The sequence below is a fragment of the Myroides sp. C6-3 genome (genome assembly GCF_050522425.1).
Taxonomy (GTDB): Bacteria; Bacteroidota; Bacteroidia; order Flavobacteriales; family Flavobacteriaceae; genus Flavobacterium.
The window spans coordinates 55,095-81,734 of the sequence record NZ_JBMVQP010000004.1 but is presented as its reverse complement, the minus strand read 5'-3'; the positions used below and the strand labels follow the sequence as shown (position 1 = coordinate 81,734).

The 26,640-nt window shown below is 37.0% G+C and carries 28 protein-coding genes and 1 tRNA gene; 13 read left to right on the top strand and 16 right to left on the bottom strand.

The annotated features are described in order from the left end of the window. Positions 1-29: 29 nt before the first annotated feature. A complete protein-coding gene (locus ACPDG9_RS03045; RefSeq protein ID WP_430526341.1) occupies positions 30-509 on the top strand; it encodes a hypothetical protein in 480 nt (159 codons plus the stop codon). On the opposite strand, the gene ACPDG9_RS03040 is transcribed toward ACPDG9_RS03045, so the two are convergent. Continuing rightward, complete coding sequence (locus ACPDG9_RS03040; RefSeq protein WP_430526340.1) at positions 510-1,448, bottom strand: hypothetical protein; 939 nt, start codon at positions 1,446-1,448, stop codon at positions 510-512. A 60-nt stretch (positions 1,449-1,508) separates the two neighbouring features. Here ACPDG9_RS03040 and ruvC point away from each other — a divergent pair, with 60 nt between their 5' ends. Genes ruvC through ACPDG9_RS03020 form a run of 4 tightly spaced genes read left to right on the top strand, consistent with a single transcriptional unit; the run spans position 1,509 to position 4,354 of the window. Further along, a complete protein-coding gene (gene ruvC, locus ACPDG9_RS03035; RefSeq protein WP_286440707.1) occupies positions 1,509-2,063 on the top strand; it encodes a crossover junction endodeoxyribonuclease RuvC in 555 nt (184 codons plus the stop codon). Then, positions 2,063-3,196, top strand: coding sequence for a radical SAM family heme chaperone HemW (gene hemW / locus ACPDG9_RS03030; RefSeq protein WP_430526339.1), 1,134 nt, complete (start codon positions 2,063-2,065; stop codon positions 3,194-3,196). The genes ruvC and hemW overlap by 1 nt, the downstream gene beginning before the upstream one ends. Positions 3,197-3,200: 4 nt before the next feature. Continuing rightward, entirely contained in the window at positions 3,201-3,971 is a 771-nt protein-coding gene (locus ACPDG9_RS03025) for a cyclase family protein (protein ID WP_430526338.1), read from the top strand. Positions 3,972-3,982: 11 nt separating this feature from the next. Next, positions 3,983-4,354, top strand: coding sequence for an MmcQ/YjbR family DNA-binding protein (locus ACPDG9_RS03020; RefSeq protein ID WP_430526337.1), 372 nt, complete (start codon positions 3,983-3,985; stop codon positions 4,352-4,354). Between the two features lie 52 nt (positions 4,355-4,406). On the opposite strand, the gene ACPDG9_RS03015 is transcribed toward ACPDG9_RS03020, so the two are convergent. The 4 genes from ACPDG9_RS03015 to ACPDG9_RS03000 are packed head-to-tail and all read right to left on the bottom strand — an operon-like array spanning position 4,407 to position 7,207. Next, positions 4,407-5,183 carry a hypothetical protein gene (locus ACPDG9_RS03015; protein WP_430526336.1) on the bottom strand — a complete coding sequence of 259 codons (777 nt, stop codon included), beginning with the start codon at positions 5,181-5,183 and terminating at the stop codon, positions 4,407-4,409. 2 nt (positions 5,184-5,185) lie between these two features. Beyond that, positions 5,186-6,424: a M56 family metallopeptidase gene (locus ACPDG9_RS03010; protein WP_430526335.1), complete on the bottom strand. Its 1,239-nt coding sequence runs from the start codon at positions 6,422-6,424 to the stop codon at positions 5,186-5,188. 4 nt (positions 6,425-6,428) lie between these two features. Further along, positions 6,429-6,794 (bottom strand): BlaI/MecI/CopY family transcriptional regulator, encoded by a 366-nt coding sequence (locus tag ACPDG9_RS03005; protein WP_430526334.1) that lies wholly within the window; start codon positions 6,792-6,794, stop codon positions 6,429-6,431. Continuing rightward, a complete protein-coding gene (locus ACPDG9_RS03000; RefSeq protein ID WP_430526333.1) occupies positions 6,791-7,207 on the bottom strand; it encodes a hypothetical protein in 417 nt (138 codons plus the stop codon). The genes ACPDG9_RS03005 and ACPDG9_RS03000 overlap by 4 nt, the downstream gene beginning before the upstream one ends. A 140-nt stretch (positions 7,208-7,347) precedes the next feature. On the opposite strand from ACPDG9_RS03000, the gene ACPDG9_RS02995 reads away from it, so the two are divergent. After that, complete coding sequence (locus tag ACPDG9_RS02995; protein ID WP_430526332.1) at positions 7,348-7,884, top strand: hypothetical protein; 537 nt, start codon at positions 7,348-7,350, stop codon at positions 7,882-7,884. 41 nt (positions 7,885-7,925) lie between these two features. Here the strand turns inward: ACPDG9_RS02995 and ACPDG9_RS02990 are convergent, their stop codons facing one another. Continuing rightward, complete coding sequence (locus ACPDG9_RS02990; protein ID WP_430526331.1) at positions 7,926-8,507, bottom strand: tRNA-(ms[2]io[6]A)-hydroxylase; 582 nt, start codon at positions 8,505-8,507, stop codon at positions 7,926-7,928. A 90-nt stretch (positions 8,508-8,597) separates the two neighbouring features. Here ACPDG9_RS02990 and ACPDG9_RS02985 point away from each other — a divergent pair, with 90 nt between their 5' ends. Further along, a complete protein-coding gene (locus ACPDG9_RS02985) occupies positions 8,598-9,860 on the top strand; it encodes a glycosyltransferase (protein WP_430526330.1) in 1,263 nt (420 codons plus the stop codon). 192 nt (positions 9,861-10,052) lie between these two features. Here ACPDG9_RS02985 and ACPDG9_RS02980 read toward each other — a convergent pair whose 3' ends face one another. Beyond that, positions 10,053-11,441 (bottom strand): dipeptidase, encoded by a 1,389-nt coding sequence (locus tag ACPDG9_RS02980; protein WP_430526329.1) that lies wholly within the window; start codon positions 11,439-11,441, stop codon positions 10,053-10,055. A gap of 148 nt (positions 11,442-11,589) precedes the next feature. Here ACPDG9_RS02980 and ACPDG9_RS02975 point away from each other — a divergent pair. Continuing rightward, positions 11,590-11,671 (top strand) — tRNA-Leu (locus ACPDG9_RS02975). Between the two features lie 68 nt (positions 11,672-11,739). Here the strand turns inward: ACPDG9_RS02975 and ACPDG9_RS02970 are convergent. After that, positions 11,740-12,486 (bottom strand): carbonic anhydrase family protein, encoded by a 747-nt coding sequence (locus tag ACPDG9_RS02970; RefSeq protein ID WP_430526328.1) that lies wholly within the window; start codon positions 12,484-12,486, stop codon positions 11,740-11,742. A gap of 358 nt (positions 12,487-12,844) precedes the next feature. Here ACPDG9_RS02970 and ACPDG9_RS02965 point away from each other — a divergent pair, with 358 nt between their 5' ends. After that, a complete protein-coding gene (locus ACPDG9_RS02965; RefSeq protein WP_430526327.1) occupies positions 12,845-13,405 on the top strand; it encodes a hypothetical protein in 561 nt (186 codons plus the stop codon). A 209-nt stretch (positions 13,406-13,614) separates the two neighbouring features. Here ACPDG9_RS02965 and ACPDG9_RS02960 read toward each other — a convergent pair whose 3' ends face one another. Beyond that, complete coding sequence (locus ACPDG9_RS02960; RefSeq protein ID WP_430526326.1) at positions 13,615-14,358, bottom strand: hypothetical protein; 744 nt, start codon at positions 14,356-14,358, stop codon at positions 13,615-13,617. 267 nt (positions 14,359-14,625) lie between these two features. Here ACPDG9_RS02960 and ACPDG9_RS02955 point away from each other — a divergent pair, with 267 nt between their 5' ends. Next, complete coding sequence (locus ACPDG9_RS02955) at positions 14,626-15,936, top strand: DEAD/DEAH box helicase (protein ID WP_430526325.1); 1,311 nt, start codon at positions 14,626-14,628, stop codon at positions 15,934-15,936. A 2-nt stretch (positions 15,937-15,938) separates the two neighbouring features. On the opposite strand, the gene ACPDG9_RS02950 is transcribed toward ACPDG9_RS02955, so the two are convergent. The 5 genes from ACPDG9_RS02950 to ACPDG9_RS02930 all read right to left on the bottom strand — a co-directional run bounded on the left by ACPDG9_RS02950 (position 15,939) and on the right by ACPDG9_RS02930 (position 18,951). After that, on the bottom strand, positions 15,939-16,133 hold the full coding sequence (locus ACPDG9_RS02950; protein WP_430526324.1) for a hypothetical protein: 195 nt from the start codon (positions 16,131-16,133) through the stop codon (positions 15,939-15,941). A gap of 76 nt (positions 16,134-16,209) precedes the next feature. Then, complete coding sequence (locus ACPDG9_RS02945; RefSeq protein ID WP_430526323.1) at positions 16,210-17,148, bottom strand: hypothetical protein; 939 nt, start codon at positions 17,146-17,148, stop codon at positions 16,210-16,212. 53 nt (positions 17,149-17,201) lie between these two features. Continuing rightward, on the bottom strand, positions 17,202-18,212 hold the full coding sequence (locus tag ACPDG9_RS02940) for an OmpA family protein (RefSeq protein WP_430526322.1): 1,011 nt from the start codon (positions 18,210-18,212) through the stop codon (positions 17,202-17,204). 20 nt (positions 18,213-18,232) lie between these two features. Beyond that, positions 18,233-18,427, bottom strand: coding sequence for a hypothetical protein (locus ACPDG9_RS02935; RefSeq protein ID WP_430526321.1), 195 nt, complete (start codon positions 18,425-18,427; stop codon positions 18,233-18,235). Between the two features lie 59 nt (positions 18,428-18,486). Next, complete coding sequence (locus ACPDG9_RS02930; protein ID WP_430526320.1) at positions 18,487-18,951, bottom strand: hypothetical protein; 465 nt, start codon at positions 18,949-18,951, stop codon at positions 18,487-18,489. A 159-nt stretch (positions 18,952-19,110) separates the two neighbouring features. Between ACPDG9_RS02930 and ACPDG9_RS02925 the strand changes: the two genes are divergently transcribed. Further along, the gene (locus ACPDG9_RS02925; protein ID WP_430526319.1) at positions 19,111-21,078 is read left to right on the top strand and encodes a tetratricopeptide repeat-containing sensor histidine kinase; all 1,968 of its coding nucleotides are present in this window, start codon (positions 19,111-19,113) and stop codon (positions 21,076-21,078) included. Further along, a complete protein-coding gene (locus tag ACPDG9_RS02920; protein WP_430526318.1) occupies positions 21,071-21,703 on the top strand; it encodes a response regulator in 633 nt (210 codons plus the stop codon). Before ACPDG9_RS02925 ends, ACPDG9_RS02920 begins: the two co-directional genes overlap by 8 nt. Before the next feature lie 256 nt (positions 21,704-21,959). On the opposite strand, the gene putP is transcribed toward ACPDG9_RS02920, so the two are convergent. Then, positions 21,960-23,489, bottom strand: a complete 1,530-nt coding sequence (gene putP, locus ACPDG9_RS02915; protein WP_430526317.1) for a sodium/proline symporter PutP — start codon at positions 23,487-23,489, stop codon at positions 21,960-21,962. A gap of 169 nt (positions 23,490-23,658) precedes the next feature. Then, the gene (locus ACPDG9_RS02910) at positions 23,659-25,446 is read right to left on the bottom strand and encodes a hypothetical protein (protein WP_430526316.1); all 1,788 of its coding nucleotides are present in this window, start codon (positions 25,444-25,446) and stop codon (positions 23,659-23,661) included. Positions 25,447-25,775: 329 nt separating this feature from the next. Here ACPDG9_RS02910 and ACPDG9_RS02905 point away from each other — a divergent pair, with 329 nt between their 5' ends. Continuing rightward, a complete protein-coding gene (locus tag ACPDG9_RS02905; RefSeq protein ID WP_430526315.1) occupies positions 25,776-26,612 on the top strand; it encodes a mechanosensitive ion channel family protein in 837 nt (278 codons plus the stop codon). Positions 26,613-26,640 lie beyond the last annotated feature (28 nt).

Below are 26,640 nucleotides of genomic sequence, written 5' to 3'. Positions count from 1 at the left end.
ATTAACTAAATTTACAACAATATTGTTTGATGAAACTCAGTTGGATCGTTTTCTTTTTTCCCTTTTTAATTACCTCTTGTCAGTGGATGTCTAATAAACTTCCTGATGAGCAGCAATTATTGGAGGAAGAATTAAATAAAATCGATTGGACTAAAGTGGACACTTATCCCAGTGTAGCTAGCTGTGATTCGATTTTTGATGATGAAACGCGAAAAGATTGTTTCTTTAACTATATTACTGCTGAATTAGAAGCAAAACTTCAGGTAGATACCCTAAAGGGCGCATTTGCACAGATTGATACCCTAAAAGTATTGGTGACGATTCAATCCAATGCCCAAGTATCGTTGGCGCTGTATCAATTGAATGACAGCCTCAAACAACAGCTAAAAAGTGTCGATAGTCTGTTACAAGAAAAGAGCAAAAACTTGCCCCATCTTTCTCCTGCAATCAAAAGAGGCGTTCCTGTAACCAGTCAGTTTGTGCTGCCTTTGGTTTTACACAAGCAGTGATTATTTCTTTAACTTAAACGTCAGTACAAAATAGCTGCCAATTGAAATAGGCAATACGATATTCAATAACCAGATTAGCGTAGCAACTAAGGCAACCACCCATTGGTTGACATCTAAAGCAGTAAAGATAAAAAGGGCTATACTGCCTTTGACTGCGAATTCCAAAAATTGAAAATTAGGCAGTGAAGACGCTAAAAGATAGATGGCGGAAACAGCACATAGCAATTCAAAATACGGAATATTTACACCAAACAAATAGTACAAAATAACATATTGGTGGGTGAAAGAAGCATAGCGCAACAAAGCTAAAAATAAATTTTTGCGATGGGTTTTTTTGGGAATTTCCCTTAGCAGCTCAAGAACGGTATGAATAGAATAACCTTTAATGGTCAAATGACGCAAAGAGAAAATCAAAAGTAGAAGTAGCGTGGCAATGCCATAGAGTATCCATAGGTAATAAGGTGGAATAAAGGCGTGTGTATAGTTGAGCAGGGTTAGACCTAACAACCCAAATACAATAGCGTAAATTACCTGTACTCCATTGCATACCATATTGAGAAAGATGACTCTTCCCGCGTCTTTTTTTGGAAAATAAAGTGCCTTACCCGCATATTCACCAATGCCATTGGGCGTGAAAATTCCCAACGTTAACGCACTTAAAACCTGTTTAGTCGCTTGTCCAATGGAAACAGGTTGTATCAAGGACGACAAATTTTTCCATTTTAAGATTTCAATAAATCGATTGGAAAAAGTCAACAAAAGCAAAGCAAGCAAAGCCCATCTATGTTGTGGATGGAGCAAAACTTCTTGCAGCAAGGTAGAATCCAAGGTCTTGTCACTTGATAGCTTGTTATAGATATAATAAAAAGCACTACATACAACAATTATCTTCAGTAGAAGTACAAGGAATTGCTTAGTTTTGTTGGATAGAATTTTCATCAGCACAAAGTAAATCCTTTTTTTCGTGTCTAGGTGATTACAAGAACAAAAATTAAGCATTTGACAATAGATAGAATTATATTAGGTATTGATCCAGGGACGACGATTATGGGATTTGGACTCATTCGCGTGGTTAATAAGAAGATGGAATTTATTCAGCTCAACGAATTGCAATTGAATAAATATGACGATCACTATACTAAATTGCGTCGAATTTTTGAGCGTACCATCGAGCTGATAGAAACACATTGCCCGGATGAGATTGCAATTGAAGCTCCTTTCTTTGGCAAGAATGTACAGTCCATGCTAAAATTGGGACGTGCACAAGGGGTAGCTATGGCTGCAGGACTTTCAAGGGGAATTCCCATTACTGAATATGAGCCTAAAAAGATAAAAATGGCTATTACAGGCAATGGAAACGCCAGTAAAGAACAAGTGGCAAAAATGTTACAACAACTTTTAGGCTTAAAAGAATTACCTAAAAATTTAGATAGTACAGACGGATTAGCCGCAGCTGTATGTCACTTTTTCAATTCTGGGAAAACAGTCGTAGGGAAGTCTTATAGTGGATGGGATGCTTTTGTTAAACAAAATCAAGATCGAGTAAAGAAATAATGGCTGGTATTTATATTCACATTCCGTTTTGCAAACAAGCTTGTCATTATTGTGATTTTCACTTTTCTACTTCGCTGAAGAAAAAGCAGGAGCTACTAGCTGCACTAAAGCAGGAACTCTTTTTGAGAAAACAGGAACTCAATGGGGAAGAAATCGAAACGATTTACTTTGGAGGTGGTACACCTAGTATCCTTACCATGGAGGAAATCAATGCGTTGATCGAAGTAGTATACCAAAATTACACGGTTGTTGATCAGCCTGAAATTACCCTAGAAGCCAATCCTGACGATTTAGATTCCGCTACAATTTTGCGATTAGCGCAATCCAAAGTCAATCGGTTGAGTATTGGAATTCAGTCGTTTGGTGAAGAAGATTTGAAAATGATGAATCGCGCCCATAACGCTGAAGAAGCTAGTACCTGTTTGCAAGAAGTGGTCCAATACTTTGACAATATCTCCGTTGATTTGATCTATGGTATTCCCAACCTTTCCAATGAACGTTGGCTTGAAAATATTCAACGGGTTTTAGATCTCGGAATACCACATATTTCTTGCTATGCCTTGACGGTTGAGGAACGCACGGCACTGAATAAACTCATTCAAAAAGGGGTTATTCCCAGTCCAAAAGAAGAGGTTGCGCACGCTCATTTTATGCTGTTAATCGATAAGCTCAAACAAAAGGGTTATATCCATTATGAATTGTCGAATTTTGCCAAACCAGGTTATTATTCTAAAAATAACTCAGCCTATTGGCTCGGTAAAAAATACTTAGGCATTGGTCCTTCCGCTCACAGTTTTGACGGTAAGTATCGCAGTTGGAATATCTCTAATAACTCTCTGTATATCAAGGCGATCGAGGCGGGTGAGTTGCCGTCTGAAGTCGAAGAGTTATCTGTTGCAGATCGTTACAATGAATACGTGATGACGGGTTTACGCACCATTTGGGGGGTTGACTTAGCGCGCATTGCATGTGAATTCGGCTCGACATTCCACGCGTATCTAGTACGAGAATCGGCTTCTTTTATTGCGGATGGATTGATGCAAGAGGAAGCAGGGGTATTGACCATAACAACCAAAGGAAAATTTTTAAGTGACGGTATTGCATCTGATTTATTTTGGTTAGATTTGAACTAAAACAGTGAAAGCAACCCTCTCTATCTCGGATTATAACTATACGGTTGATTTTTCCCAACCCATTGATATTTCAATTCCCTTGTCGAATACGGACGAAAATCCCATTGCGTGGTATCTGGATAAACCGATTATTGAACCCGTACGTATGGGGGATTGGATTGGTAAAGTAAGTGAAGGACAATCGTCTACTAACTTCAATAACATAGCCTTTAATCCGCATGGACACGGTACACATACGGAGTGTTTGGGGCATATTACGCGCGACTTTTACAGTATTAACAATACCTTGAAAACGTTTGTTTTTTTGGCACAGCTTATTACCATTCAACCGGAAGAAATGGACAAAGATAATGCCGTAATTACCCTAGAGCAAGTGAGTCAGCTGTGGCAAGCGAAAGGACAAACAGCAATTGTAATTCGCACTTTACCGAATGAAGCTACAAAGAAACACCGCAAATACTCGAATACAAATCCACCTTATTTAGCCGCTGATGCTGCTACTTTTTTGCGCGAACAAGGAATTAAACATTTGTTGATCGATTTACCGAGTGTGGATAAAGAGAAAGACGAAGGTAAACTCTTGGCTCATAAAGCGTTTTGGAAGGTAGAGGAGGTGGATCAAGTCAATGCTGATGCTCAGTTCGATGCGACAATTACCGAGATGATTTATGTACCGACAACGGTAAAAGACGATTTTTATATCTTAAATATACAAATTGCCTCTTTTGTCAACGATGCCGCACCGAGTAAACCAATTTTGTATCAAATTTTCTAACCTCTTACGCGATGGATGTACAGGTGATTTACGATTATTGTCTCAATAAAATAGGAACGACAGAAGATTTTCCTTTTGATGAGGAAACACTGACCTTTAAAGTAGGTGGGAAGATTTATTTACTACTCAACTTAACAAAATGGGAGCAGGGAAATTGTTTTGTCAATTTAAAATGCAATCCTGAAAAAGCAGAAGAATTACGAGCAGATTACACGGAGATTACTCCAGGTTATCACATGAGTAAAAAACATTGGAATAGCGTGCAATTAGGCGGTTCTGTTCAGTGGAGCTTGCTGAAAGAATTGATTGATCACTCGTATGAATTGGTTTATGCGAGTTTAACAAAAAAAGTGAGAGAGAGTTTAGTGCAGGGAGACTTGTAAACTGAAGAACGATAAAACGACAAAAGAGCGATTCAATCGCTCTTTTGTCGTTTTAGGAAGTTTTGGCTTTGAGTATAAAGGGAAGAATGTCTTTCTTGCGCTCATACTCATCTAAAAGGAGTTGTTTGAGTTGAGGGGATTGAAACATCTGAATGAATATAGCACCTTGGGTGCGTAGTAGCTGTTCTTCCTCATTTGTCCCTAAATTGAGCTTATACACATTGTATACACTCTCCCTATAATCGTCGTAAAACGTATAGGTTTCACTATTTAGATGATTGATAATCGCATCAAAAGCAAAGGCTTCTAAATAGGGAGATCGCTTTTTCTCTGTTTTGGGTAGGGCATGTATACCTACACATATTCTACCAGTATAGTGTCCTTGCGTATTAATTCCCGTGATATTAAAAAATTTAACCGCTACATTGAGTACGTTGTCTATCGTAACGGTGTCTTTGGGTTGTGTCTGGTCAATTACCTTAGCTTGGTAGGTGCTGATAAGATGGTTAAAAGTCGTGTCTTGTTCAATGTGATGCATTACTTGCTTTTCTACAACTGTGGTGTCTTTGATTTGTTGTAAAGCATCATAGTCCAACCGTGCAATATAATTGGTCGTAATAAATTCCCAAAAAGACGATTGCCCATTTACGGCCATCGCGTGAGACCTCGTTGGATCAACTTCCTTGATCTTGATGTAAGGGGTTGATTCGTAGAATAAAATTTCGAGGAAGTCCCCGTACTCTTGTAAAGGACTATCTTTCGATTGTGCTTGGGCTTGTCCAGCTAGAAGCAATAATCCTAGTAACCCAAGATGTAAAATAGATCTCATTTTTATGCCTTTTTGTTTGTTGGAGTTCCTTGAATGGTGATAGGAAGTGCAAATTGACTGCGTACAACTTGCCCCTTTTCTTTGGCAGGAATCCATTTGTCCATTTGCGTTATAGCAGCTATAGCAGCTTCACCTACACCATAACCAGGATCTTTAACCACTTTTATGTCGCTCAAACTACCGTCTTTTTCCACGATAAACATGATAATTACACGGATAGAGGTTCCTTCAAATTCAGGTGTTCTAAAATTGGAAATAAAAGATTGATTAAACGCTTGCATCCCACCAGGATAATTCGCTGGTTCACTCACTGATATATAAACCTCGTCTGGGTCGTTCGTGGGGGTGGCAGGTGCAACTGTCTCAGTTTCTTTTACTGTCGATTGTGCAAAAACAGTCGTCGCTCCTAGAAGCAATAACAGTGTAGTTGTCCCCAAAATAGCTAAGGTATTTTGCAGGGGATTGTTGGTTTTAGTTAACATAGTAAAACGTTTTTTGGTTAGGTTAAAGTTGAACGAACTACTGAGTGGAAGCTCATTTTGTTGAAATGTTTGCTTCAATAATAATTGTAAGTAGGCTTGTGTTTCTTCTTTCGTACTGTTCAGCGCATCATCAGCCAAAAATTCGTGATTTAAAGCGATATGTTGTTGATACCAGTACAAAAGCGGTTGAAACCAACATACAATTTTGAGTAGTTCGATAAATAAAATATCGGCACTGTGGTTCTGCTTCACGTGATTATACTCGTGTAAGAGAATCTTGTTGTTCCAATCGATGGGAATGTGAAGCGGTAAATAAATCGTCTTTCTAAAGGTGAAAGCTGCATCTAAATGACCGACAAGTACAAATTTTTGCCCTCGATTATAGACAATACTTCCCTGCTTGTCTAAGTGGTGAAAGGAACGAAGTGATAGTAGAAAGCGAATGAGAAATAGACTAACACCTAAAAAATAAACAAGAAGGAGTACATCACTTCCTGTCCAAGATGCTAGTGTTGTAGGTTCATTTTCTGTTGCTACAGGGGTAATTATAACTTCGTTTAGTTCCTGTAATTTGGTATTTGCTACAGTAAAAGCTCCAGTTGAAGGAATTTTTACTAACGGTAAACTAAAGGCTAGTACTAGAGCACTTAACAAGTAGTATCGTTTAAACGCATGTATTTTAATCGGTTCTAAGAACAGTTTGTATATACCCAAGGTCAATAGCAATAAGAGAGTGGTTTGGATGAGGTATAGTAGCATAGTGTTATTTTTTTAGTTGGTCTTCTACAATTTTTTTCAAAGCTTCTAGTTCTTTTTTATTCATGTTGCTTTTCTTGGTAAAGAAAGAAGCAAAAGAGAAAGCAGAATTATTGAAGTGTTGCTCTACCATCGTATTCAAGTGGGTCTCAAAATAGTCTTCTTTTTTGATTAAAGGCAGATAAGCTCTTGAATTACCATAGGTTTTATAGGTGATAAACCCTTTTTCCGTTAACCGTTTTAACAAGGTTGCTAACGTAGTTTGCGCCGGTTTGGGATCAGGGTATTTTTCAAGAAGATTTTTGGCGAAAGCTTCGTTTAGATCCCAAATGTATTCCATTAGTTGTTCTTCTGTTTGCGGTAATTTTATCATGGTCGTACTATTGTTTCGTATTTTAATTGTCCTTCGTCATAATGTTTGACATGCGTTAATATTTCTTGGCTGTTGTATATAAACCAAGTTCCAAAATAGTAGTAATGCAAACCCCAATTGGTCGTTACTAGTTTTGTTTGCCCTCGTTCTGCTACCTTGCCATTGGGATGGTAGTAGGTGGTATACGCAATAGAATTCTTAAACTGTTGTTTCTTATATAGTTTTCCATTGTACCGATACCGCCAGGTTCCCTTCTGCCATCCCTTTTTGTCATAGCGCCCTCTTACAACATCTTTGTTGTTGTCTATCTTAGTTTTGTATACCCATCGACCAACACATTCTCCATTGATCGTTTGGTTGACCGTACAACTTTGTAAAAGAATCAGCAAAAAACTAAAATAAACATATTTCATATCTATTGATGTAGATGCTGTTCTACAAATATAGAATAGTTTTTAAATATACCTTAGTATATTTTTTATTTTTTTGAGAAAACCTAGTAAATTTACGAACGTAAAGTAGTACTATTGAATGGTATAACAAATAATAGCCTATGGTTTTTGATATTTTAGCTAGGGGAAATACCAGTTTAGCTAGCAGAAAAAAAGTAATAGATCAACTTGAGAAGCAAGAGAATGTAGTAGCTACTTTAGTGCAGTTCACCTTTGATGAGAATTGTAAGGTAAAAGTATTAGCCAGTATTGTTTTAGATGATTTACTACAAGTTAACCCCTATTTGTTGGATGAATACATTTCCACTTTTATCGAACAACTACCTTCGGTACGAGATGAAAGTGTTAAACGTTTAACCAGTAAAATGGCGATTTTGTTGGTAGAGAAACGAAGTATGTTAGTTCACGAGGGGTTAGAGGAACAATTGTTGGATCAGTGTTTGGTTTGGTTAACTTCGGATGCTAAAGTGGCAACAGAGGCGAATGCCATGCATATCATTATGTTGTTGTGTAAAAAGTTTCCCATACAAGCACAATTAATTGCAGAACTGATCGAAGTTAGGTTTGCTGAGAAAACACCGGCTTATCAGAGTAAAGCGCGTAAGCTGTTGAAAAAAGTAAGCAACTTAAAAAAATAGCAATAAAAAAAGGCAAGTGTATCAACTCGCCTTTGTGTATATTATCCGTGAATGTGTTCTTTTGTTCCGTAACTCTGAATTAAGTTTCCTTCAAACTCCAACCATTCTTTCCAACGTTGATCGACATCTACGCGTTCCGTGTATTTGCGTGCAAATTTTAAGAAGGTTGTATAGTGATTGGCCTCCGAAACCATGAGATCGTAGTAAAATTTAGCTAATTCTTTGTCTTTGATATTTTGAGACAATACGCGAAAGCGTTCACAACTTCTGGCTTCAATCATGGCAGCAAAAAGCAATCGATCAATGAAAGCATCGTTTCTACTTCCGTCTTTTTTGCAGAATTTTACCAATTGATTCACATAGTCATCTTTGCGTTCACGTCCGAGCGTGTAGCCTCTTTCTTTGATGATATCGTGTACCATTTTGAAATGTTCCATCTCTTCAATGGCAATGGCAGTCAATTCCGTTACTAAGTCTTCGTGTTCTGAATTGTTTGTAATTAATGTAATGGCATTGGTTGCTGCTTTTTGTTCACACCAACAGTGATCAGTCAAGATTTCTTCAAGATTTGATTCCGCAATATTAGCCCATCTTGGATCGGTTAAAAGTTTAAGTCCTAACATAATTCCTTTTCGTTTGCTACAAAAATACTAAATATAATAGACATTAAAAATGGGAGAGGGATACTGCTAGAGAAACTGTATTTTTGTTGCATGGAAAATGCATTAAAAGGAAAGAAGCTATTGGTTATCGGTCAAGTATGGCCAGAATCGCGTTCATCTGCAGCTGGAAAGCGAATGTTGCAGCTCTTGGATGTTTTTCATCAATGGGAGATGGAGCTGTATTTTGGTTCTACTGCTCAAAAATCACCGTATAGTGATGACCTGTCTCCTTGGGGCATAAAAGAAGTGGACTTATACCTCAATGATGAGCGCACAGATCGCATTTTAGCCGATTTGCAGCCGGATTGGGTGCTATACGATCGATTTATGATCGAAGAGCAATTTGGTTGGCGGATTACCGAACAATGCCCGCAAACCAAAACGATTCTCGATACGGAAGATTTACACTTTTTGCGCTATGCTCGCCAAGAGCACCTAAAAAAGGGGGTAGGCGTACTTGAAGATTATTTGTATAGCGATCGTACAAAAAGAGAGCTAGCGAGTATAATGCGCTGCGATTTGACCGTGCTCATTTCACAAGTTGAATTCGAACTTTTAACCCAGCGTTTTCGAATAGCGGAAGACGTATTGTTGGTGCTTCCTTTCTTAGAAGAGGCAATAACAGTTGAAGAACAAGCCCATTGGCTATCTTTTGAAGAGAGAGAAGGATTTGTTTTTATTGGCAATTTTATTCACGAACCCAATTGGCAGACCGTTTTGCGACTGAAGACGGAAGTTTGGCCGCTGTTGAGAAGAGCATTACCTCAAGTGAATATGCATATTTATGGGGCTTATCCATCTACAAAAGTGTTGCAGCTACACAATCCCAAAGAGCATTTCTTTATACACGGTCGAGCAGAAGATGCGCGCTCTGTTGTCGGAAAGGCGAGGGTGATGCTAGCTCCCATTACTTTCGGTGCGGGAATTAAAGGCAAGTTTATCGATGGTATGCGTGTGGGAACTCCTAACGTAACAACCACGATCGGAATGGAAGCCATGGCAAGCGAAGAGGAGTGGAATGGGTATAAAGCTGATGAGATCGAATTATTGGTCGAAAAAGCCGTAGCGCTCTATCAACAACAAGAGCTATGGCTGGAAAAACAACAAAAGGGAATTGCCTTGATACAAAAAAGATATAACAAGTTAGTGTATACCAAACTTTTTAAAGCGAGAATGTTGCAATTAGATCAAGAGATAGAGGCACATCGAAAGGCACATTTTTTGCTTGAAGTATTTAAGCATCATACCGCTCAAAGTACCAAGTACATGGGACTTTGGATTGAGGAAAAAAACAAGCATAAAAAAAGCGAGTAACTGAAAAGTCCTCGCTTTTTTGTATAAGTACTCCTCTTGACTTTCTCTAATTGATTGAAAAATTGCTCTTTTGAGCCTGCTTTTTGCCATTTTTTCATTCCGTAGCCCTGCTATGCAACTTAAAAATGTCTTTAATCAGATTCAAAATAGCTGATTTTTACTTCAATCAAAAAAGTCAAGAGGAGTTCTAAATTATTTTGCTAATTCCATGTAGTATTTGTAGAACAGTGGAATCGTCTCAATACCTTTCAAGTAGTTAAATACCCCAAAGTGCTCATTCGGAGAGTGGATCGCGTCAGAATCTAATCCGAATCCCATCATAATAGATTTAGAACCCAATTCTTCTTCAAATAAAGCAACAATTGGAATACTTCCTCCCGAGCGAACCGGAATTGGCGTTACACCAAAGGTGTCTTCATACGCTTTGGCTGCTGCTTGGTATCCGATTGAATCGATTGGCGTTACATAGCCTTGGCCTCCATGATGTGGTTTTACTTCTACTTTTACACCCGCTGGAGCAATGCTCTCGAAGTGTTTTTTGAATAGATCTGTAATTTCTTCCCAATCTTGGTTCGGAACTAAACGCATTGAGATTTTAGCGAAAGCTTTACTTGCGATAACGGTTTTAGCACCTTCGCCTGTATAACCACCCCAAATTCCGTTTACGTCTAAGGTTGGACGGATTGAGTTGCGCTCGTTCGTTGTATAACCAGCCTCACCATATACTTCATCAATGTCTAATGCCTTTTTATAATCGTCTAACGAGAATGGTCGTTTAGCCATTTCATCGCGCTCTTCACGTGACAATTCCTCTACTTTGTCATAGAACCCTGGAATTGTAATATGGTTGTTTTCATCGTGTAGAGAAGCAATCATTTTCGTTAATACATTGATCGGGTTTGCAACCGCTCCACCGTATAGACCAGAGTGTAAATCTCTATTTGGTCCTGTTACTTCCACTTCCACATAACTTAATCCTCTTAATCCTGTTGTGATTGACGGTTGTTGATTAGAAATCATGCCCGTATCAGAAATAAGAATTACGTCGTTTTTCAATTTGTCGTGGTTTCTTTTTACAAACCAACCTAAACTTACAGATCCAACTTCTTCTTCCCCTTCGATCATGAATTTCACGTTACAAGGTAAAGTATTTGTTGCAATCATATATTCAACCGCTTTCACGTGCATGAACATTTGTCCTTTGTCATCACATGCCCCACGAGCGAAGATCGCTCCTTCTGGGTGAATTGGCGTCGTTTTAATTACAGGTTCAAACGGCGGAGACGTCCAAAGTTCAATTGGATCTGCCGGTTGTACGTCGTAATGACCGTAAACCAATACCGTTGGAAGGGCAGGATCGATGATTTTTTCTCCATATACGATAGGATATCCTGGAGTTTCGCACAATTCTACATTGTCGCAACCTGCTTTTATTAAATTTTCTTTTACCGCTTCTGCCGTGTTTATTACGTCTTGTGAGTAGGCACTATCTGCACTAACAGAGGGTTTTTTTAGTAGTTCAATTAGCTCATCTAGAAGACGTTGCTTGTTTTCTTGAACAAATTGTTTTGAATCTTTCATAGTATGTATCGATACAGTTATATTATTCCTTACAAACATAAGAATAAAAAAAAATTATTTTTTTCTTGCGCATTAAAAAACAGGTCGTATATTTGCAACGTCTTAAAAGAACAACAGTACACAACAGTACGACAGTTCTAAGCCACTTGCGGGTGTGGTGAAATTGGTAGACACGCCAGACTTAGGATCTGGTGCCGCAAGGTGTGAAGGTTCGAGTCCTTTCACCCGCACTAAAGCCTCTTCATTTGAAGAGGCTTTTTTTATGGCTGGAAGTCTAATGTTTCTTTACCAAATCACCTTAATCCAAAAAGTTTACTTTACCTGTTTCCATTTGGTATTCGGCGCCTACAATTTTGATCTCTCCTTTGCGTTCCATCTCTTGTAAAATTGAACTGTTTTTTCGAATGTTAGCTAAGGTTTGCTCAATATTTGCCTGGTTTACTGCTTTCAGATAGGTGGGGTTGTCATAGCTCTTTCTTCCATCAAAGCTTTCTACTTGTGCAATAGCTGGAGCTATTTTGTCAAGCAAAGAGGTTATATTTCCTAATTCAACTTTTTGAATCGCCGATTTAATTGCGCCGCAATGTTCGTGTCCCAAGACTACAATTACTTGTGCTCCCGAAACTTTACAGGCGTATTCTAAACTTCCTAAAATATCTTCGTTGCAAATAGCACCTGCTACACGTGCGACAAATAAATCGCCAATACCCGAATGAAAGACATCTTCCACTGGAACGCGTGAATCTATACAGGATAAAACGACTGCAAGTGGATATTGTGCTGATGCCGTTTTTTTTATTCTCTCCGGTTTGTTGAGTATGGTGAGTTTATCCGCTGTGTAGTCTTGGTTGCGCTTTTTTAATGTCTGAAGGATAATGTCCGGTGTAAGCTTTGTTTGAATCTCTTGCGTTGGAATAACGCCATCTGCTACTACGTTCTCTTGATTCGCTACTTTTGTATCTTTCGCAACGCTTTCTTGTTTGCAAGAGGATAAATGCAATGCAAGTAGGATCAGTAGAATACTGAATTTTTTTTCTTTTTTCATGGCTTGGATGTACTATATTATTACTAGTAAATTCGGATAACTACTTGGGTAGTTCTATTGTTGTATGATTAGGTGAAAGTAGGTAAAAATGCATAGTTATGGTGTTTGATGTTTGATATTTGTATGTATTTAGTTGTTTTTATGTATTTAGTTTAATTAAGATGCAAAAACAAGGCACGTTGTCTTGAAAGAGTATTGCGTTGTGCTGCCTCCTTTTACCAAGTTGTATAGCGTAAAAAAAAAAAGGATTGTAGTTGATGTGCATTAGGGAAATGAAGAACATTTTTTTACTATAGAATTACACAAAGAATTAATTTTTTTCTCTATCCTTGTGGGACCAAAAAAAAATAGAATTGTTATGATAAAATCTTTGTTAACGCATGTGATGCTGCTATTTTCGCTTTGTTGCCTTGTAACAAGTTGTTCTTCGAGTCGAGTTTCTTATATTAAAACGAGTACATACGATCAAAAAGAAGAAGTAACAACTTATACCCTTTCGCCTTTGGGAACCGTTAAGATACCGGGTCAATGGGAACAAACGAGTTATAATTCAAGCAGTAAACAACAGTTTTTTACTAATAGGGATAACAGTGCCACTATTGCTCTTACGTTCGCGCCATTTACGTCCTATGAGTTTAATAAAGAAGGAACGTTAAAGGGATACGATTTCACCAAAGCCTTTTATGAATGGGACTCCAGTTATATGAAAAAAACGTTTAATGCGGAAGTAACCATATTAGAGGAAGATGTGGATGAAAATTATATGATTTGGCAAGTGGATTTGAAAGAAGAAGAAATTAAAACTTATTTTCTCTTTGGAGAAAAGAATGGAGTTGTTCGCAATTTTTCTGTTACAAAAAGCAATTGGACCAAATCAGAAGTTGTTGTATTCCTGAAAGAATTGTATTTATCCAAGTGATGACTCATTTACGAGTGAACTAGCACGTAAGAGCTATTAGTCTATACTTCTTTTCTTTTTTAAGGAATTGAAATTGTAACGACTAGGTTTGTCATTACACAGTCAAAAGTAGAGTTTCTTGGAGGATAAAAAGAAATAAAACCTCGCTTTTAAAGCGAGGTTTCGTTTTTTGGCTAATCACTACCAAATATATCAAAGAATTAATTGGGTTATTGAATCTCAAATAGTGATCCAATATGGCCTGGATAGAACGAAATATAGCCAGAAGTACTTTTGTTTTTTGTAACATCTAAAGGCCAAATAGATTTGTCTTTATTTGGATATTTATACGTCCAATTGATCAAAGCATTGATCACTCGTAGAGTAGATGTAACAAAAACTTTTCGCTTTGTACCTTTTCCAGCAAAGGAATCCTTCAGTAAAATCGTCATTTGAATAGGTTCGTCATAACTTGTTGTTGATACTCGGATAATGCTGTGTAATTTTTGATTATTGTTGTAAAAAAAATCAGAAACACTCGTTTGGTTTTGATTCAAGTATACAGTGTTGACCGGTTGGGTATTCGGATTTTGTGTTGTTGTAATACTGTTATCTTGATCACTAAAGTAGCGATCGTTTCTAGTTTCTAAATAAACACTTTGATCATTTTGTCTGATTGCCTCTCTGATACTGAGGTTTATGTTATTCAAACGATTTTCAAAGCGTTTTTTATTTTCAGGTTTTACTTGAGCTAAACTCGCAGTATCCCCTGTATAGTCCATGTAGTACTGTTTGTGCTCTTTGTCTATACGCACATAGTCTTGTAGGATGACTTCATCGAGTACATAACTGTTGGTAGCTCGAATATCCCTTGTCTCTACCGGAGGAGAGGAGGCGATAGGATCCTCCTTACTACAGCTGTAAAGTGTTAAAGCTAGAACAGCTAATAAAATTGACATTTTTTTTATTTTCATAGAATTTAATATTTATTAGGGCTAAAGCCCAATTCAGCGTCCAAAATTCTATATAAAATAGGCTAATGTCCAACTATTGTTTGATATTAGTATGTAATTGTTGGTTTTTGTGTGGATCTTGTATGTAAAATGAGTTTTTTTAGCTAATAACAAATTGATTCCTGTCAGGGTATAGGCCGCTTTTTAAGTGAATAAGATTGGTCATCTCACAACACAAAAAGGCGAAAACGCAAAAAATACATCAACCAAATATCCTACCTTTGCACCATGAATCAAGCTGATATCCTTAAGAAATTGGAGATTGTATCGTTGAACGATATGCAACTTCAAACCCTTCAAAACGCGAAAGTACACGATAGTATCGTTTTATTATCTCCTACGGGTTCGGGTAAGACACTGGCTTTCTTATTGCCTATAGTAGAACGTTTAAGTCCGAAAATCAAGGGCGTACAAGCGGTTATTCTCGTTCCTACTAGAGAATTAGCGATCCAGATTGAAACGGTGTTTAAAAAAATGGGAACTGCGTTTAAGATCAATGCGTGTTACGGTGGTCATTCTACCCGTACGGAATTGAATAACCTAGCTTCTCCACCTGCCGTATTGGTTGGAACGCCAGGAAGGGTGGCTTTCCATATCGAAGAAAATTCGTTTGATACGGGGGCAGTACACAGCTATGTTGTGGATGAGTTTGACAAAGCATTGGAAATGGGGTTTCAAGAAGATATGGAGTATATCATTCACTCGTTTGAACAGCTTCAATTTCGCATGCTTACTTCGGCAACTCCTTTAAAGAAAATACCCGCATTTACGGGAATTGAAAATCCCAAAAACCTCAAATTTTTGCAAGCAGCGGAAATCAAACCCCAGTTGACCTTTAGCAAAGTGGTTTGTCCTGCAGAAGAAAAACTTGAAGCGGTGATTCAGTTGATTGGAAAAATAGGGAAGGACACCATTTTAATTTTTTGTAATCACCGCGATGCGGTTGCGCGAATTAGTGAAACACTGACCAATAAAGGTGTGGCAAATGGCGCTTTTCACGGCGGATTGTTACAAGAAGATCGCGAACGCGCTTTAATGAAGTTTAGAAATAGGAGTTGTCACATTTTAATTTCAACAGATTTAGCCGCACGTGGATTGGATATTCCTGAAATTGGCCATGTGATTCACTATCAGATTCCCGAAAAAGAAGATGCTTTTATTCATCGCAATGGTCGTACGGCTCGTATGAAGGCTAAAGGAAAGGTATACCTTATGGTAACTAAAGAGGAAGAATATAGCTTTATAGATCCTAATTTGCCTATCGAACAACTGCAAGGAAATTATGCGATTGACAATCGTACTGATTTTCAAACCTTGTATATCAGTGCAGGAAAGAAAGACAAAGTCAACAAAGTTGATATTGTGGGCTATTTAATTAAAATAGGCGGGTTGCAAAAAGAAGACCTAGGGTTGATTGAAGTAAAAGATACACAGGCTTTTGTAGCAGTCAAAACAACAAAAATAAAAAACCTGTTGCAAAAACTCAAAGACACAAAATTGAAAAATAAAAAAGTGAGAATTGCCGTTGCTAGAGATTAGCTTTATTTTTCTTTGCGATACAGGGCTTGAGCGGTATCAAAGGATACTTGTATGGCCTTGGTTACGGGTTTGCTAAAATAGGAGAGGATAACGATACTTGCCCCACTGAGCATAAAACCAGGAATAATTTCATACAGCGGTTCTCGATAACCGAAAATTTGAATAATCGATCTGTTGGAGCGTACTAGCCAGGTCAATTTGTTGCTAAAGCAACAGACCGACCACCTAGATGAAGCCACAACGTGAAAAATAATACTAGTTGCTCAGGTTTTATTAATTTTCAATAGCTCCCCAGCCGCTCATCATTATAGCTAAGGCTTTAAAACCCCAAGTCATTTCATCAGCAGCATAGATGGGCGTAGCTGTCTTACTTGTTAGATCTTGTTGAGGTATGACTTGTTCTTTGATTGCTTTTGGCTTCATTACTAACGTTGCTTCTTCATTATTTAGGTAATAAATATCCAAACGCAAAATTCCCGCATTTTCTTCTAAATAGAATGGATGTGTGAAATTGATGGTATTACTAAATAACGATGAGGTGTACACCGTTATTTTTTGCAACTGCATTGGCATATTTTCATCTACTGTCTTTGGTGTATAAACAACTACATCACATTCATAACCTAAAACATTTTGTTTTTTAGGTTGAACCTGACGAGTAAACGCACTAAAATCAATAGTATTTGTGGCATTTACACCTGTATGTTCTGAGGGTTTGAACTCGGAATATATTTTTCGATCTTCGGCTGCAATTTCATCAATTTGGGTAAGTGTTTCTAAATACACGCTACCTTTGTCTTCGACTGTATTGTGGTAATTGTACATATTCCAACCAAAACCACTAGCTTTTCCTAAGACTTCTTCGTTTTTAATGAAATAGGTGCAGTCGGAAATATTCATTGACATAGCCAAGGCAACTAGTGGATTTTGATTGCTCGTGTTTTTAATCACCTCAAAAATGGCTTTGGCTTCGGCATCATTTGTTAGTAAATCTTGATATTGCTGTGTAACATCTTCTCTGGAAAAATCTATTTTACCAATGATTTTTCCTAAATCCACCTCTTTGCTAAAAATTCCCATTTCAACAATACCTTCGACAAAAGGTTTATTGATAACGGTATGGTTGTCGTCTGTTGGTATGGTTTCGTCTGACGAGCCACAACTAAACAGAAAAAATACGGATACTAAACTACTTATAATTACTTTTTTCATTACTATACGTTAAAAAAAGCTGTTTCTTGGTTTGAAGCAACAGCTTTTTGCTATTAATTAACTTTTACTAATTCTACCCTGCGGTTTTTAGCTTTATTTTCTTCGGAATCGTTTGTTTCTAACGGTTTTTCAGCACCGAAACCTTTTGCTGTTAATCTAGTTTTATCAATTCCGTCCGTAACGAGAGCGTTCAGTACCGAATTTGCCCGAGCATTGGATAATTTCTTGTTGTGCTCCGCATTTCCGCTATTATCCGTGTGTCCTTCAATCGAAATATGTAGCGCATTATCTTTTTGAAGCGCTTCGGCAATTTGAGTAACCACTTCTTTTCCGTCGGTCGTAATATTGGATTTGTCTACATCGAAATTAATGTACAAAATCGACTTTCCTTTTTCGGTCAAGTCTTTTACAATATCAGCAGCAGTTACCTTAGTAATGGTTTGTTGAAAAGCTTCTTCTTGCATAATATTTAGTTTTCCTCCTGCATTATTAGAAGTAAATTGGATATAAATATTCCCTTTGTCTTTTGTGCGAATTATAAAAACTTGTATGCGTTGATTCCAATATCCTATATCCCCAGAATCGCCCTTATTAGGGTCTTGTTTGTGATAACGTTCGTATTCTTCTTTGGTGATTTCACCATCAAAAATGGTAACCGCTTTAACAGAAAGCAAATAATCTTCCATACTTTTTTCAAAATAACGTTGTGAATATTCTTCGCCACGAACCGCAGAAACATTTGCCTTATACAGTTTACCTTCGAAAGGGGTCATTGTTCCATTGATGGGAAAGAAACATACATCAAATTTTTTTTGAATAGCACTTTTATCGGCTTCTAATCCTTCTGGAAGATTGATGAAGGGAAAATCGCCTATATCAACAGTAGAAAATGGAATGTTCTCAATATTGAATTCAGCCGAAGAATTTGCATCTTCTGTTTTAACTTCATTTGCTTCCGTGGAAGTTTCTATCGCAATGGATTCATTATTTTCTTGTTGTTTATTAGCTTGATTACAAGACACAATCAAAGCGGATAATCCAAAAATAAGAGCTGTTTTTTTCATTTTTATACACTCAGTTTTTATTATACAATAGTCTTTTGCTTTTTAACCGTGAGAACAACTCCTACTGTCAAAAAAGTCAAGAATACAGGATAAAGCGTAAAAAAAACAGCGTGACTGGAGGTTAGTGATAGACTTAATGCTAAAAACATATGTAGGCAAGCGGTTACAATTACACCTCCTGTTCCAAGGGTAAAAAAAGGATGAAATTTTTTCATGTTTTTATTTTTTTGGTAGGCTAAAGATAAACGTTTTACTTGCTAAGAAGACATTTAATCTATTGTTTTACACCTTCAAAACGAAAATGAATATCTGTTTCGGATTGCTCTTCTGTAAAAACACTAATGTTTTTATTAGAGCCATAAAAATGAAAAATACCTTCTAAACTACCTGTTAAGGAAACAATATCTTGTGTGTTTTCGCCAAAACAAGCACAAGTTTCGACGGCAAAGGTTTTAGAAGTTACATACGAATATTCTTCACCTGATTTTGCGGTAATTTTTAATTTATTACTTCCTTCTTTTGTAACGCTAACAATTGCATCATACCATTCATATACTCCATTTGTGTCAAAGGTGCTTAACTTTCCTTTGTACGTTCCCACTGCAGCATCAATAGAGCCTTGTGTTGGTTGTTCGTATCCATTATCATCATCATTTTTACTACAGCTTGTAGCGACTGTTCCAAATGTCAATGTGGCTAATATGCCTAAAATCGCAATTTTTGTGTTTACTTTTTTCATATTATATCTTTAAGTTTGAATGACAAATCTCTATAGATTTTAAAATCAAGACAATCATTGAAAACCATGATTTTGTTTCTAATGGTTTACCATGATTTTTTATTCCAATAAAATTTTATGACTTTTTATAAAGATATTTGCATTAAACTTTCGATCAAGATGTACAGATTATCCTTGCTTTTTCTTATTTTATTCGGATTAATTTCCCAAAAAAATCAAGCACAACTTCCTTTAAACATGGAACAATATGCTAAGGATTTATACAAATCGTTAGAGACAGCTTCTAACGATAGTTTGCGGGCAACGATTTACTTTAATTTGGTAACGTATTGGACACCTAAAGACTCGTTAAAAACGTTTGAATATTTAGAAAAAGGGCACGAAATGGCTCATAATAGTCTGTATTTGAAAGGTTTGTATTATGCGAAAAAAGGATATTATTATTACTCAAAAGGAAACCTGGAAGAAAGTGAAAAACACTATTTAACAGCAGATTCTTTCTTGAATGAAATTTCGGGAAACGTAGATAGTTATAAAATTCAATCTGATATTTGGAACAATATTGCGGTTATTCATCAAATTGAAGATGAAGATGAAAAATTTGTAGATATAACGCTGAATAAAGCGATTCCGTTTGCCGAAAAAGCTAAAGATGACAGTAGACTTGCTACGCTTAACATTAGTTTGGGAATAGGTTTTATGAATTTAGAACAATACGAAAAAGCAATTGCTTATCTTTTAAATGCAGAAAAACTGCTGCTATCTCAAGAAAATCAAAATCACAGGTTAATAAGTATGTACAATCGCATAGCCGAATCTTATGTTATAATGAACCAAACAGATGAGGCAAAAAATTATATTGATAAAGCAAGAGAAATTCTTAAAAACAATCCTGATTCTGATCAAAAAAGTATTTTTTATTTAATAGAAGGCTTATACTTCCAAAAAAATAATCAATTTAATTCTGCATTAAATTCCTACAACAAAGCCTTAACGTTTACAGCTGGTCCAAATAAAACCTATCATATTTATGAAATTAATATAAATAAGGTTGCCTTATTATTAGAATTGAAGCGTTTTAACGAAGCTTTACAATTGGGTTTATTCTTAGAAAAAGACCCATTTACGGATGAAGTTGATACAAACAAAGCATCAGTTTACAAACATATTTCAGATGCTTACCTGGGGTTGGGAAAAACAGAAAGTGCGTATGACTATTTAAAAAAATACAGCGATCTTAATATAGAAATTCATGATCAGGATTTTAAGGAACAAATTAATGATTTAGAACTAAAATACGATGTAGCACAGAAAGAAAAAGCATTACTGCTTGCTAAAAGTAGCGAAGAAAAAGCCCAGTTTAACTTAAAAAACAGTAAACTAATTACGGCTTTATCACTTGCTGGCGTTGTTATTTTATTGCTAACTACACTCATTACTTTTAATTATTATCGAAATAACAAACGTCGATTACGTCAAAATGAAATTATTCATCAACAGAAAATTAAAGAAAAAAACACCGAAGCCAAATTGGCAGTAAAAAATGCAGTATTGGAAAGTGAAGAGCAAGAACGTCAGCGTATTGCCCAAGATTTACATGATAGTATGGGCGGAATGCTTGCCAATATCCGAATGTCGATCTCTCAAGAAAATACTCCAAACTCGAGCGAATTGTTAGAAAAAATAGATAAATCAATTGTAGAAATGCGTCGTATTTCGAGAAATTTAATGCCCGAAACACTAAAAAATCTCGGACTGGAAATTGCACTAAAAGAACTTTGCGAATCTATGTCGCAAAAACAATTTTACATTCAGTTTGAAGCTTTCGATTTATCAGAAAACATTCCTTTTAAAATGCAATTATCTCTATATCGCATAGTTCAAGAAAGTATCAGTAACGTAATCAAATATGCTCAAGCAGGGAATGTTATTGTTCAAATTAGTCAGCATCAAAATACAATAAATTTAACGATCGAAGATGACGGAATTGGTTTTGATACAGCTAAGGTTGATTATGGTTTAGGAATAAAAAACATTGAAAATCGAACTGCACTAATGAATGGAACGGTAGAGATTTTGTCTGAAAAAGGAAAAGGAACCACGATAAATGTAGAATGTTATGTATAATGATGAAAGTTTAAACTTAGTACTAGTTGATGATCATCCAATGGTTCTGGAAGGTCTAAAATCATTATTAGATCAGGAAAAAAAATTTAAAATAGTAGCTTTTACAAAAGGAACCTCTGCATTAGATTTTATTCAGGAAAATAAAACCGATATAGTTTTACTAGATATTGTGTTGAGCGACGGAAGCGGTTTAAATTTTTGTCAGTTAATTAAACAAAAATCGCCCAAAACCATTGTCATCGGAATTAGCAATCAAGCTGAACGAAGCATTATATTTCGTTTTTTAGAAAACGGTGGAAATGGCTATATCTTAAAAAATGCAGATGTAAATGAAATCATTCATTGTATCGATAAGGCAATAAAAGGAGATTTGGCATTAAGTAAAGAAGTACAGGAAATCATGTTGCGTCCGTCGGCAAATAATGTTGAACTTCCGCGCGTAACAAAGCGAGAACAACAAATTCTTAAAGCAATTTCCGAAGGAAAAACTTCAGCTGAAATTGCTGATGATTTATTTATTTCAATAATCACTGTAGAAACACATCGCAGAAATTTATTGCAAAAATTCAAAGCCAAAAACATGATGGAATTAGTTAAAGTAGCCACTGAAAATCAGTTAATTTAACCCATTCAGTTTAGGCAAAATGACAAACTTTTGCCATTCTTCTCTTTCTCTTCATACGGCTAGCAAATTGTTTCTCTTCACAGTCCTCGCCTTTCGTGCTCAATGAAAGGCGTAGCATAAAGGCGTTCGCTTATGTTCTTGGGGACAACCGTATTGATACCTTGCTCTATCAGTTGCTTTTTAAAATCCGTTTCGCTGTTTGTGGTGTGTATAACCAATGCAAGGGTTATTCAGAACAGATTTTGTGGGATTAGCTTTATTTTTCTTTGCGATACAGGGCTTGAGCGGTATCAAAGGATACTTGTATAGCTTTGGTAACGGGTTTGCTAAAATAGGAGAGGATAACGATACTTGCCCCACTGAGCATAAAACCAGGAATAATTTCATACAGCGGTTCTCGATAACCGAAAATCATGCCGCCTAAGAGGTATTCTTGAAACATCGGCCAAAAAATCACCGTTAATCCTCCGACAAGGATTCCGGCTAACGCACCTTGAGCGGTGGTTTTTTTCCAAAACAAAACCAAGAGAATCAACGGACCAAAGGCAGCACCAAAACCTGCCCATGCACGAGATACTAAGGCGAGAATACTATTGGTTTCATCAGAAGCAATGCCGATGGCAATAAGGGAAATCAACAACACTGCTAAACGACTCATCCATACTAATTCTCGTTGACGCGCTGCACGGCGAAAATAGGAGTGATAGAAATCTTGCGTAAGTGTGCTAGAAGCCAGGAGCAGTTGCGCGCTTAATGTACTCATTACGGCTGCTAAGATGGCAGAAAGTAGAAGACCAATAACCCACGGATTGAATAGAAAGCGAATGAGTTCAATAAAAATGAGTTCTCTATTTTGATTGACTCCATGAGCTTGTTGGGGATTGGCTTGAAAATAGGCAATGCCCAAGTAACCAATGAACACGGCTCCCGCCAAACAAAGTACCATCCACGTCATGCCAATGCGCCTTGCTTTTTTCATCGTTTTGACTCCTTCAGCAGCCATAAAACGCGCTAAAATATGCGGTTGTCCAAAATAACCCAACCCCCATGCCGCAGCACTGATAACGGTTATAAAGCTGATGTTGTGCGCCAAATTTGAATAATCGATCTGTTGGAGGGTACTAGCCAAGTCAATTTGTTCTAAAGCAACAGACCAACCGCCTAGATGAAGCAACAACATAATGGGAGTAACAAGTAAGGCAAACAGCATTAATGTTGCTTGTATCGTATCACTCCAGCTCACCGCTAAGAATCCGCCAATAAAAGTATAGGTTATCGTCGCAAGTGCACTAATCCACAAGGCTTGTGTATAGGAAAGCTCAAAAATAACAGTAAATAATTGTGCACCAGCTACCATGCCTGATGCACAATACAGCGTAAAAAAAAGGAGAATAGCGAGTGCTGCAATCGTCTTCACCGCTTTTCCTGCTGTGCCAAAACGATGAAGAAAAAAGTCGGGGAGCGTCAAGGCATTGTGATACAATTCGGTATGGATACGCAAGCGACCAGCAACCAGTTTCCAATTGAGATAAGCACCGATTAATAAACCTATAGCAATCCAACTTTGTGCTAAACCAAAGGCGAAAATGCTACCCGGTAATCCCATAAGTAACCAACCCGACATATCCGAGGCTCCTGCCGATAATGCTGTTACCAAGGCGCCTAAACGACGACCACCGAGAATGTAATCAGCGAAGTTTTTTGTTTTTATATAAGCGATTAAACCAATACCTAAGATTAGAACGAGGTAAATCGAAAAGGTGATTAAGGTGGGGGTACTAGACATTTTTATTTTAAAACTACTTAAAATAAATCGTAAGTAGTTGATTGTGTTTGATATAAGTAAGTAATCGCTAGTTGCTGTTTGAATAGTGTATAAATGATGGGGCTATAAATAAATCAGGTCCTCCTTTTTGGAGAACCTGGTTGTAATCAAAAAACGAATTTTTTGGGGGCTATGCGTGTAATAACGCTAGTTGGATATCGGTTAATTCTTGGAGAATAGCCGATTTCTCTTTCGTAAAATAGGTGTTATCTTGTTCAAATAAGTGGTGATAGTACGCAATTCCGTCGGTAAGGTTTTCTTTGGTTTTATCCAATTTCTTCCGTTGTAATGGAGTTGCTTCTCCTTTGATCTGTCGTTTTTCTTCCTTGAAGTGATCCAAATACATACGCAATTCTTTGATAAAGAAATGAGGACGATGTAGGGTGTCGATTACATTAGCACGACCATAAATGTGATGCATCATGTGTTTGAGAGATACTTCTTTGTTGAAGTAGGCAATATTCGGACCAGGACAAATAACGACTCCTTGAGCTTCTCCTTTGATTTGCATGTCGTTCTCTAAGAATGAGGCATTGGCTAAACCAATACACAGACAAGCTTTTTCGGTAATAGTCTCAAACCTTTGTTGGTATTCTGAATCCGAGAGTTGATCTTTTTGTTGGTGTAACGCTTCTAATTCTATCGTCTGGTATTTACGTGAAGCGGTGCAAATTCCTTCGCTGTCGTGTAATTTGTTCAGTGCCAAATATTTTCTTGGACAAGAGCTTCCTGCTTTGTTCTTGGCAATGCGTGCTGCTTTGTGTGTCTCGTTTGTTGTTCCTTTAATGTTGTTAAAGGGAATACCCAAAGGAGAAATGTGACTCAAATACAAATCTTCTTCTCCTGCATTGGCTAAAAGCTGACGGGTAGCAGGATCAACAGAAGTAGCTTCGGGAACAAGTAAAAAAGGGGATCCCCATCCCACAGAATCTACTTGGTAGTGATCGAGTAAAAATTGATGTTCAGCAGCTGTGCCCACTCCTCCTTGTGCTGTGATTTTCAGACTTAAAGGGGTTGTAGGTACAAATTTTCCTTTTTGTTCAAGTGCTTTACACATCAGTTCATGGGTTGTGGTGATTAGCTCTTCTCGTTTGGTTTTAAATTCGTTTAAGATTACACCGAGTAAGAATCCATCCGTAGCAAAGGCATGTCCTCCACAGTTTAAACCTGATTCTATGCGGTATTCAGAAACCCATAATCCCTTTTTAGCAAGGAAACTCCCCTGAATTAAAGCCGAGCGATAGTCACTTACTTTTAAAATGATTTTCTTTTCTAACGTCTGTGTCGAAGTAGGATAAAAAGCGTCAAACGCTTCAAAATAGCTAAAGAGTTTGGGGTTCATACCAGCGGATAAAACGACAGACGAACGTAACGTACTGTTGCTAAAACCGCGTAAAGCAGCATGTGCATCGTTGTAGATAGCAGGTAAAGGATTTTTTTTATCGAATTGCTCTCGGTCTACTTTAGTCATGATATTGACATCAATATCTCCAGGAGTTAAATAGGTATCGAGGATGTGTTTTAAGTTGTCTACCGAAATTTTATCGTCTATATACGTCTGTAGTTGTCTGCGGATCTCGGATACCGTTGGGAGCATATCCATGTAATCCTCTACGTTTTTTTTACTTTGTAGTAAATCTCTTTTAAGGGTGTCGAATTTTCGCTTGACAATAGTGTCTAGCGTATTGAGGTATGCGGTTATGCGCTTGGCTCTAAAATCTTCTATTTTTTTAGTGATTTCTTGATAGGGCAATTCAAACTTTTCGCAATAAAATTTATTCATGCGCTCTATCAATTCGTCATCCATTACAGATAACGTCGAGGCCAAACCATATTGTGCCACGCGAATTGGGCTGTCTATGGTATAGGCGAGTCCCATCACAGGTATGTGAAAGGAATGCATAGGTTTTACATTCATTTGGATATAGGTTTAGTTGTAAAAGAGGAAAAGTAGGTGATTTATTCGGAAACTTAGGTGATAATTATCATGCGATAGCCAACCGGTATCATCCGAAAAAAGTGCTGCTTCTTCACTGAAACTCGTAGCGACATCACTAAATGAGATTTTATTAAGGCAAAGAAATGATCGTTTTAGAACTAAAGAAAGTTGAGGTAATTATTTGTTTTTTTATCTTTTAATAGTTGTGTTAAAGTCTTAATTTTATCAGTTGAAGGGTGCATAAAAAGTGACTTTTCTGCGACAACCTGTCCAAATAGTATAGATCCACTTAATAAAAGAGACTTATTTTGAATTTAAAATTATTGCTTTCTAAGTTTTTAGAATATGAACTTTACGCAAGTAAATCAATTAGTATAACAATTGGAACTATCCTTTTTATTGTTTTTACGTTGATGATTACGAAATATGGATTGAACTTTTTGAAAAAAACGTTTATCAAAAATGCCTCTCCTGATGTAGCGTTGCGTTTGCGCAGTGTCTTTAATTTCGTCAATTACTTCATCTATGTCATTATGTTCTTTTTCATTCTCAATGTGATAGGACTTAATATTAGTATGTTCCTGACTACTTCTGCCGCTTTATTTGTAGGTTTGGGATTTGCCTTACAAGATATTTTTCGCGATATCATTGCGGGGATTTACATTCTCTTTGACAAAACCTTAAACATGGGGGATGTCATTGAAATCAATGGACAAGTAGCGCGTGTAAAGGCAATTCACCTGAGGTGTACGATTGTTGAGACGCGTAATTTAAAAGATATTGTGATTCCCAATCGCAAATTGATTGATGATATTGTTTACAATTGGACGCACGAAGATCCTGTGATTCGTGCTCGAATAGATGTTGGCGTGTATATCGGTACGGATGTCGAAGTAGTAAAAGCTGTATTGTTGTCGGCAGTTGAAGACAATCCGGATGTGTTGAAGCATCCAAAACCCATTGTGTTTATTGATCAATTTGGCGATTCCTCCATTCGCTTTATTCTGTACTATTTTATTGATCATGCTTTTGATAACGACCGCATATCCAGTGATATTCGCTTTGCTATTGATAAGAAGTTTAAATTGAATGGTATTTCTCTTCCTGTACCTGTGTTAAAGGTTGATCAGACACCTGTGCGATAATTCTCGTGCATATTGTTACAGTAAAATA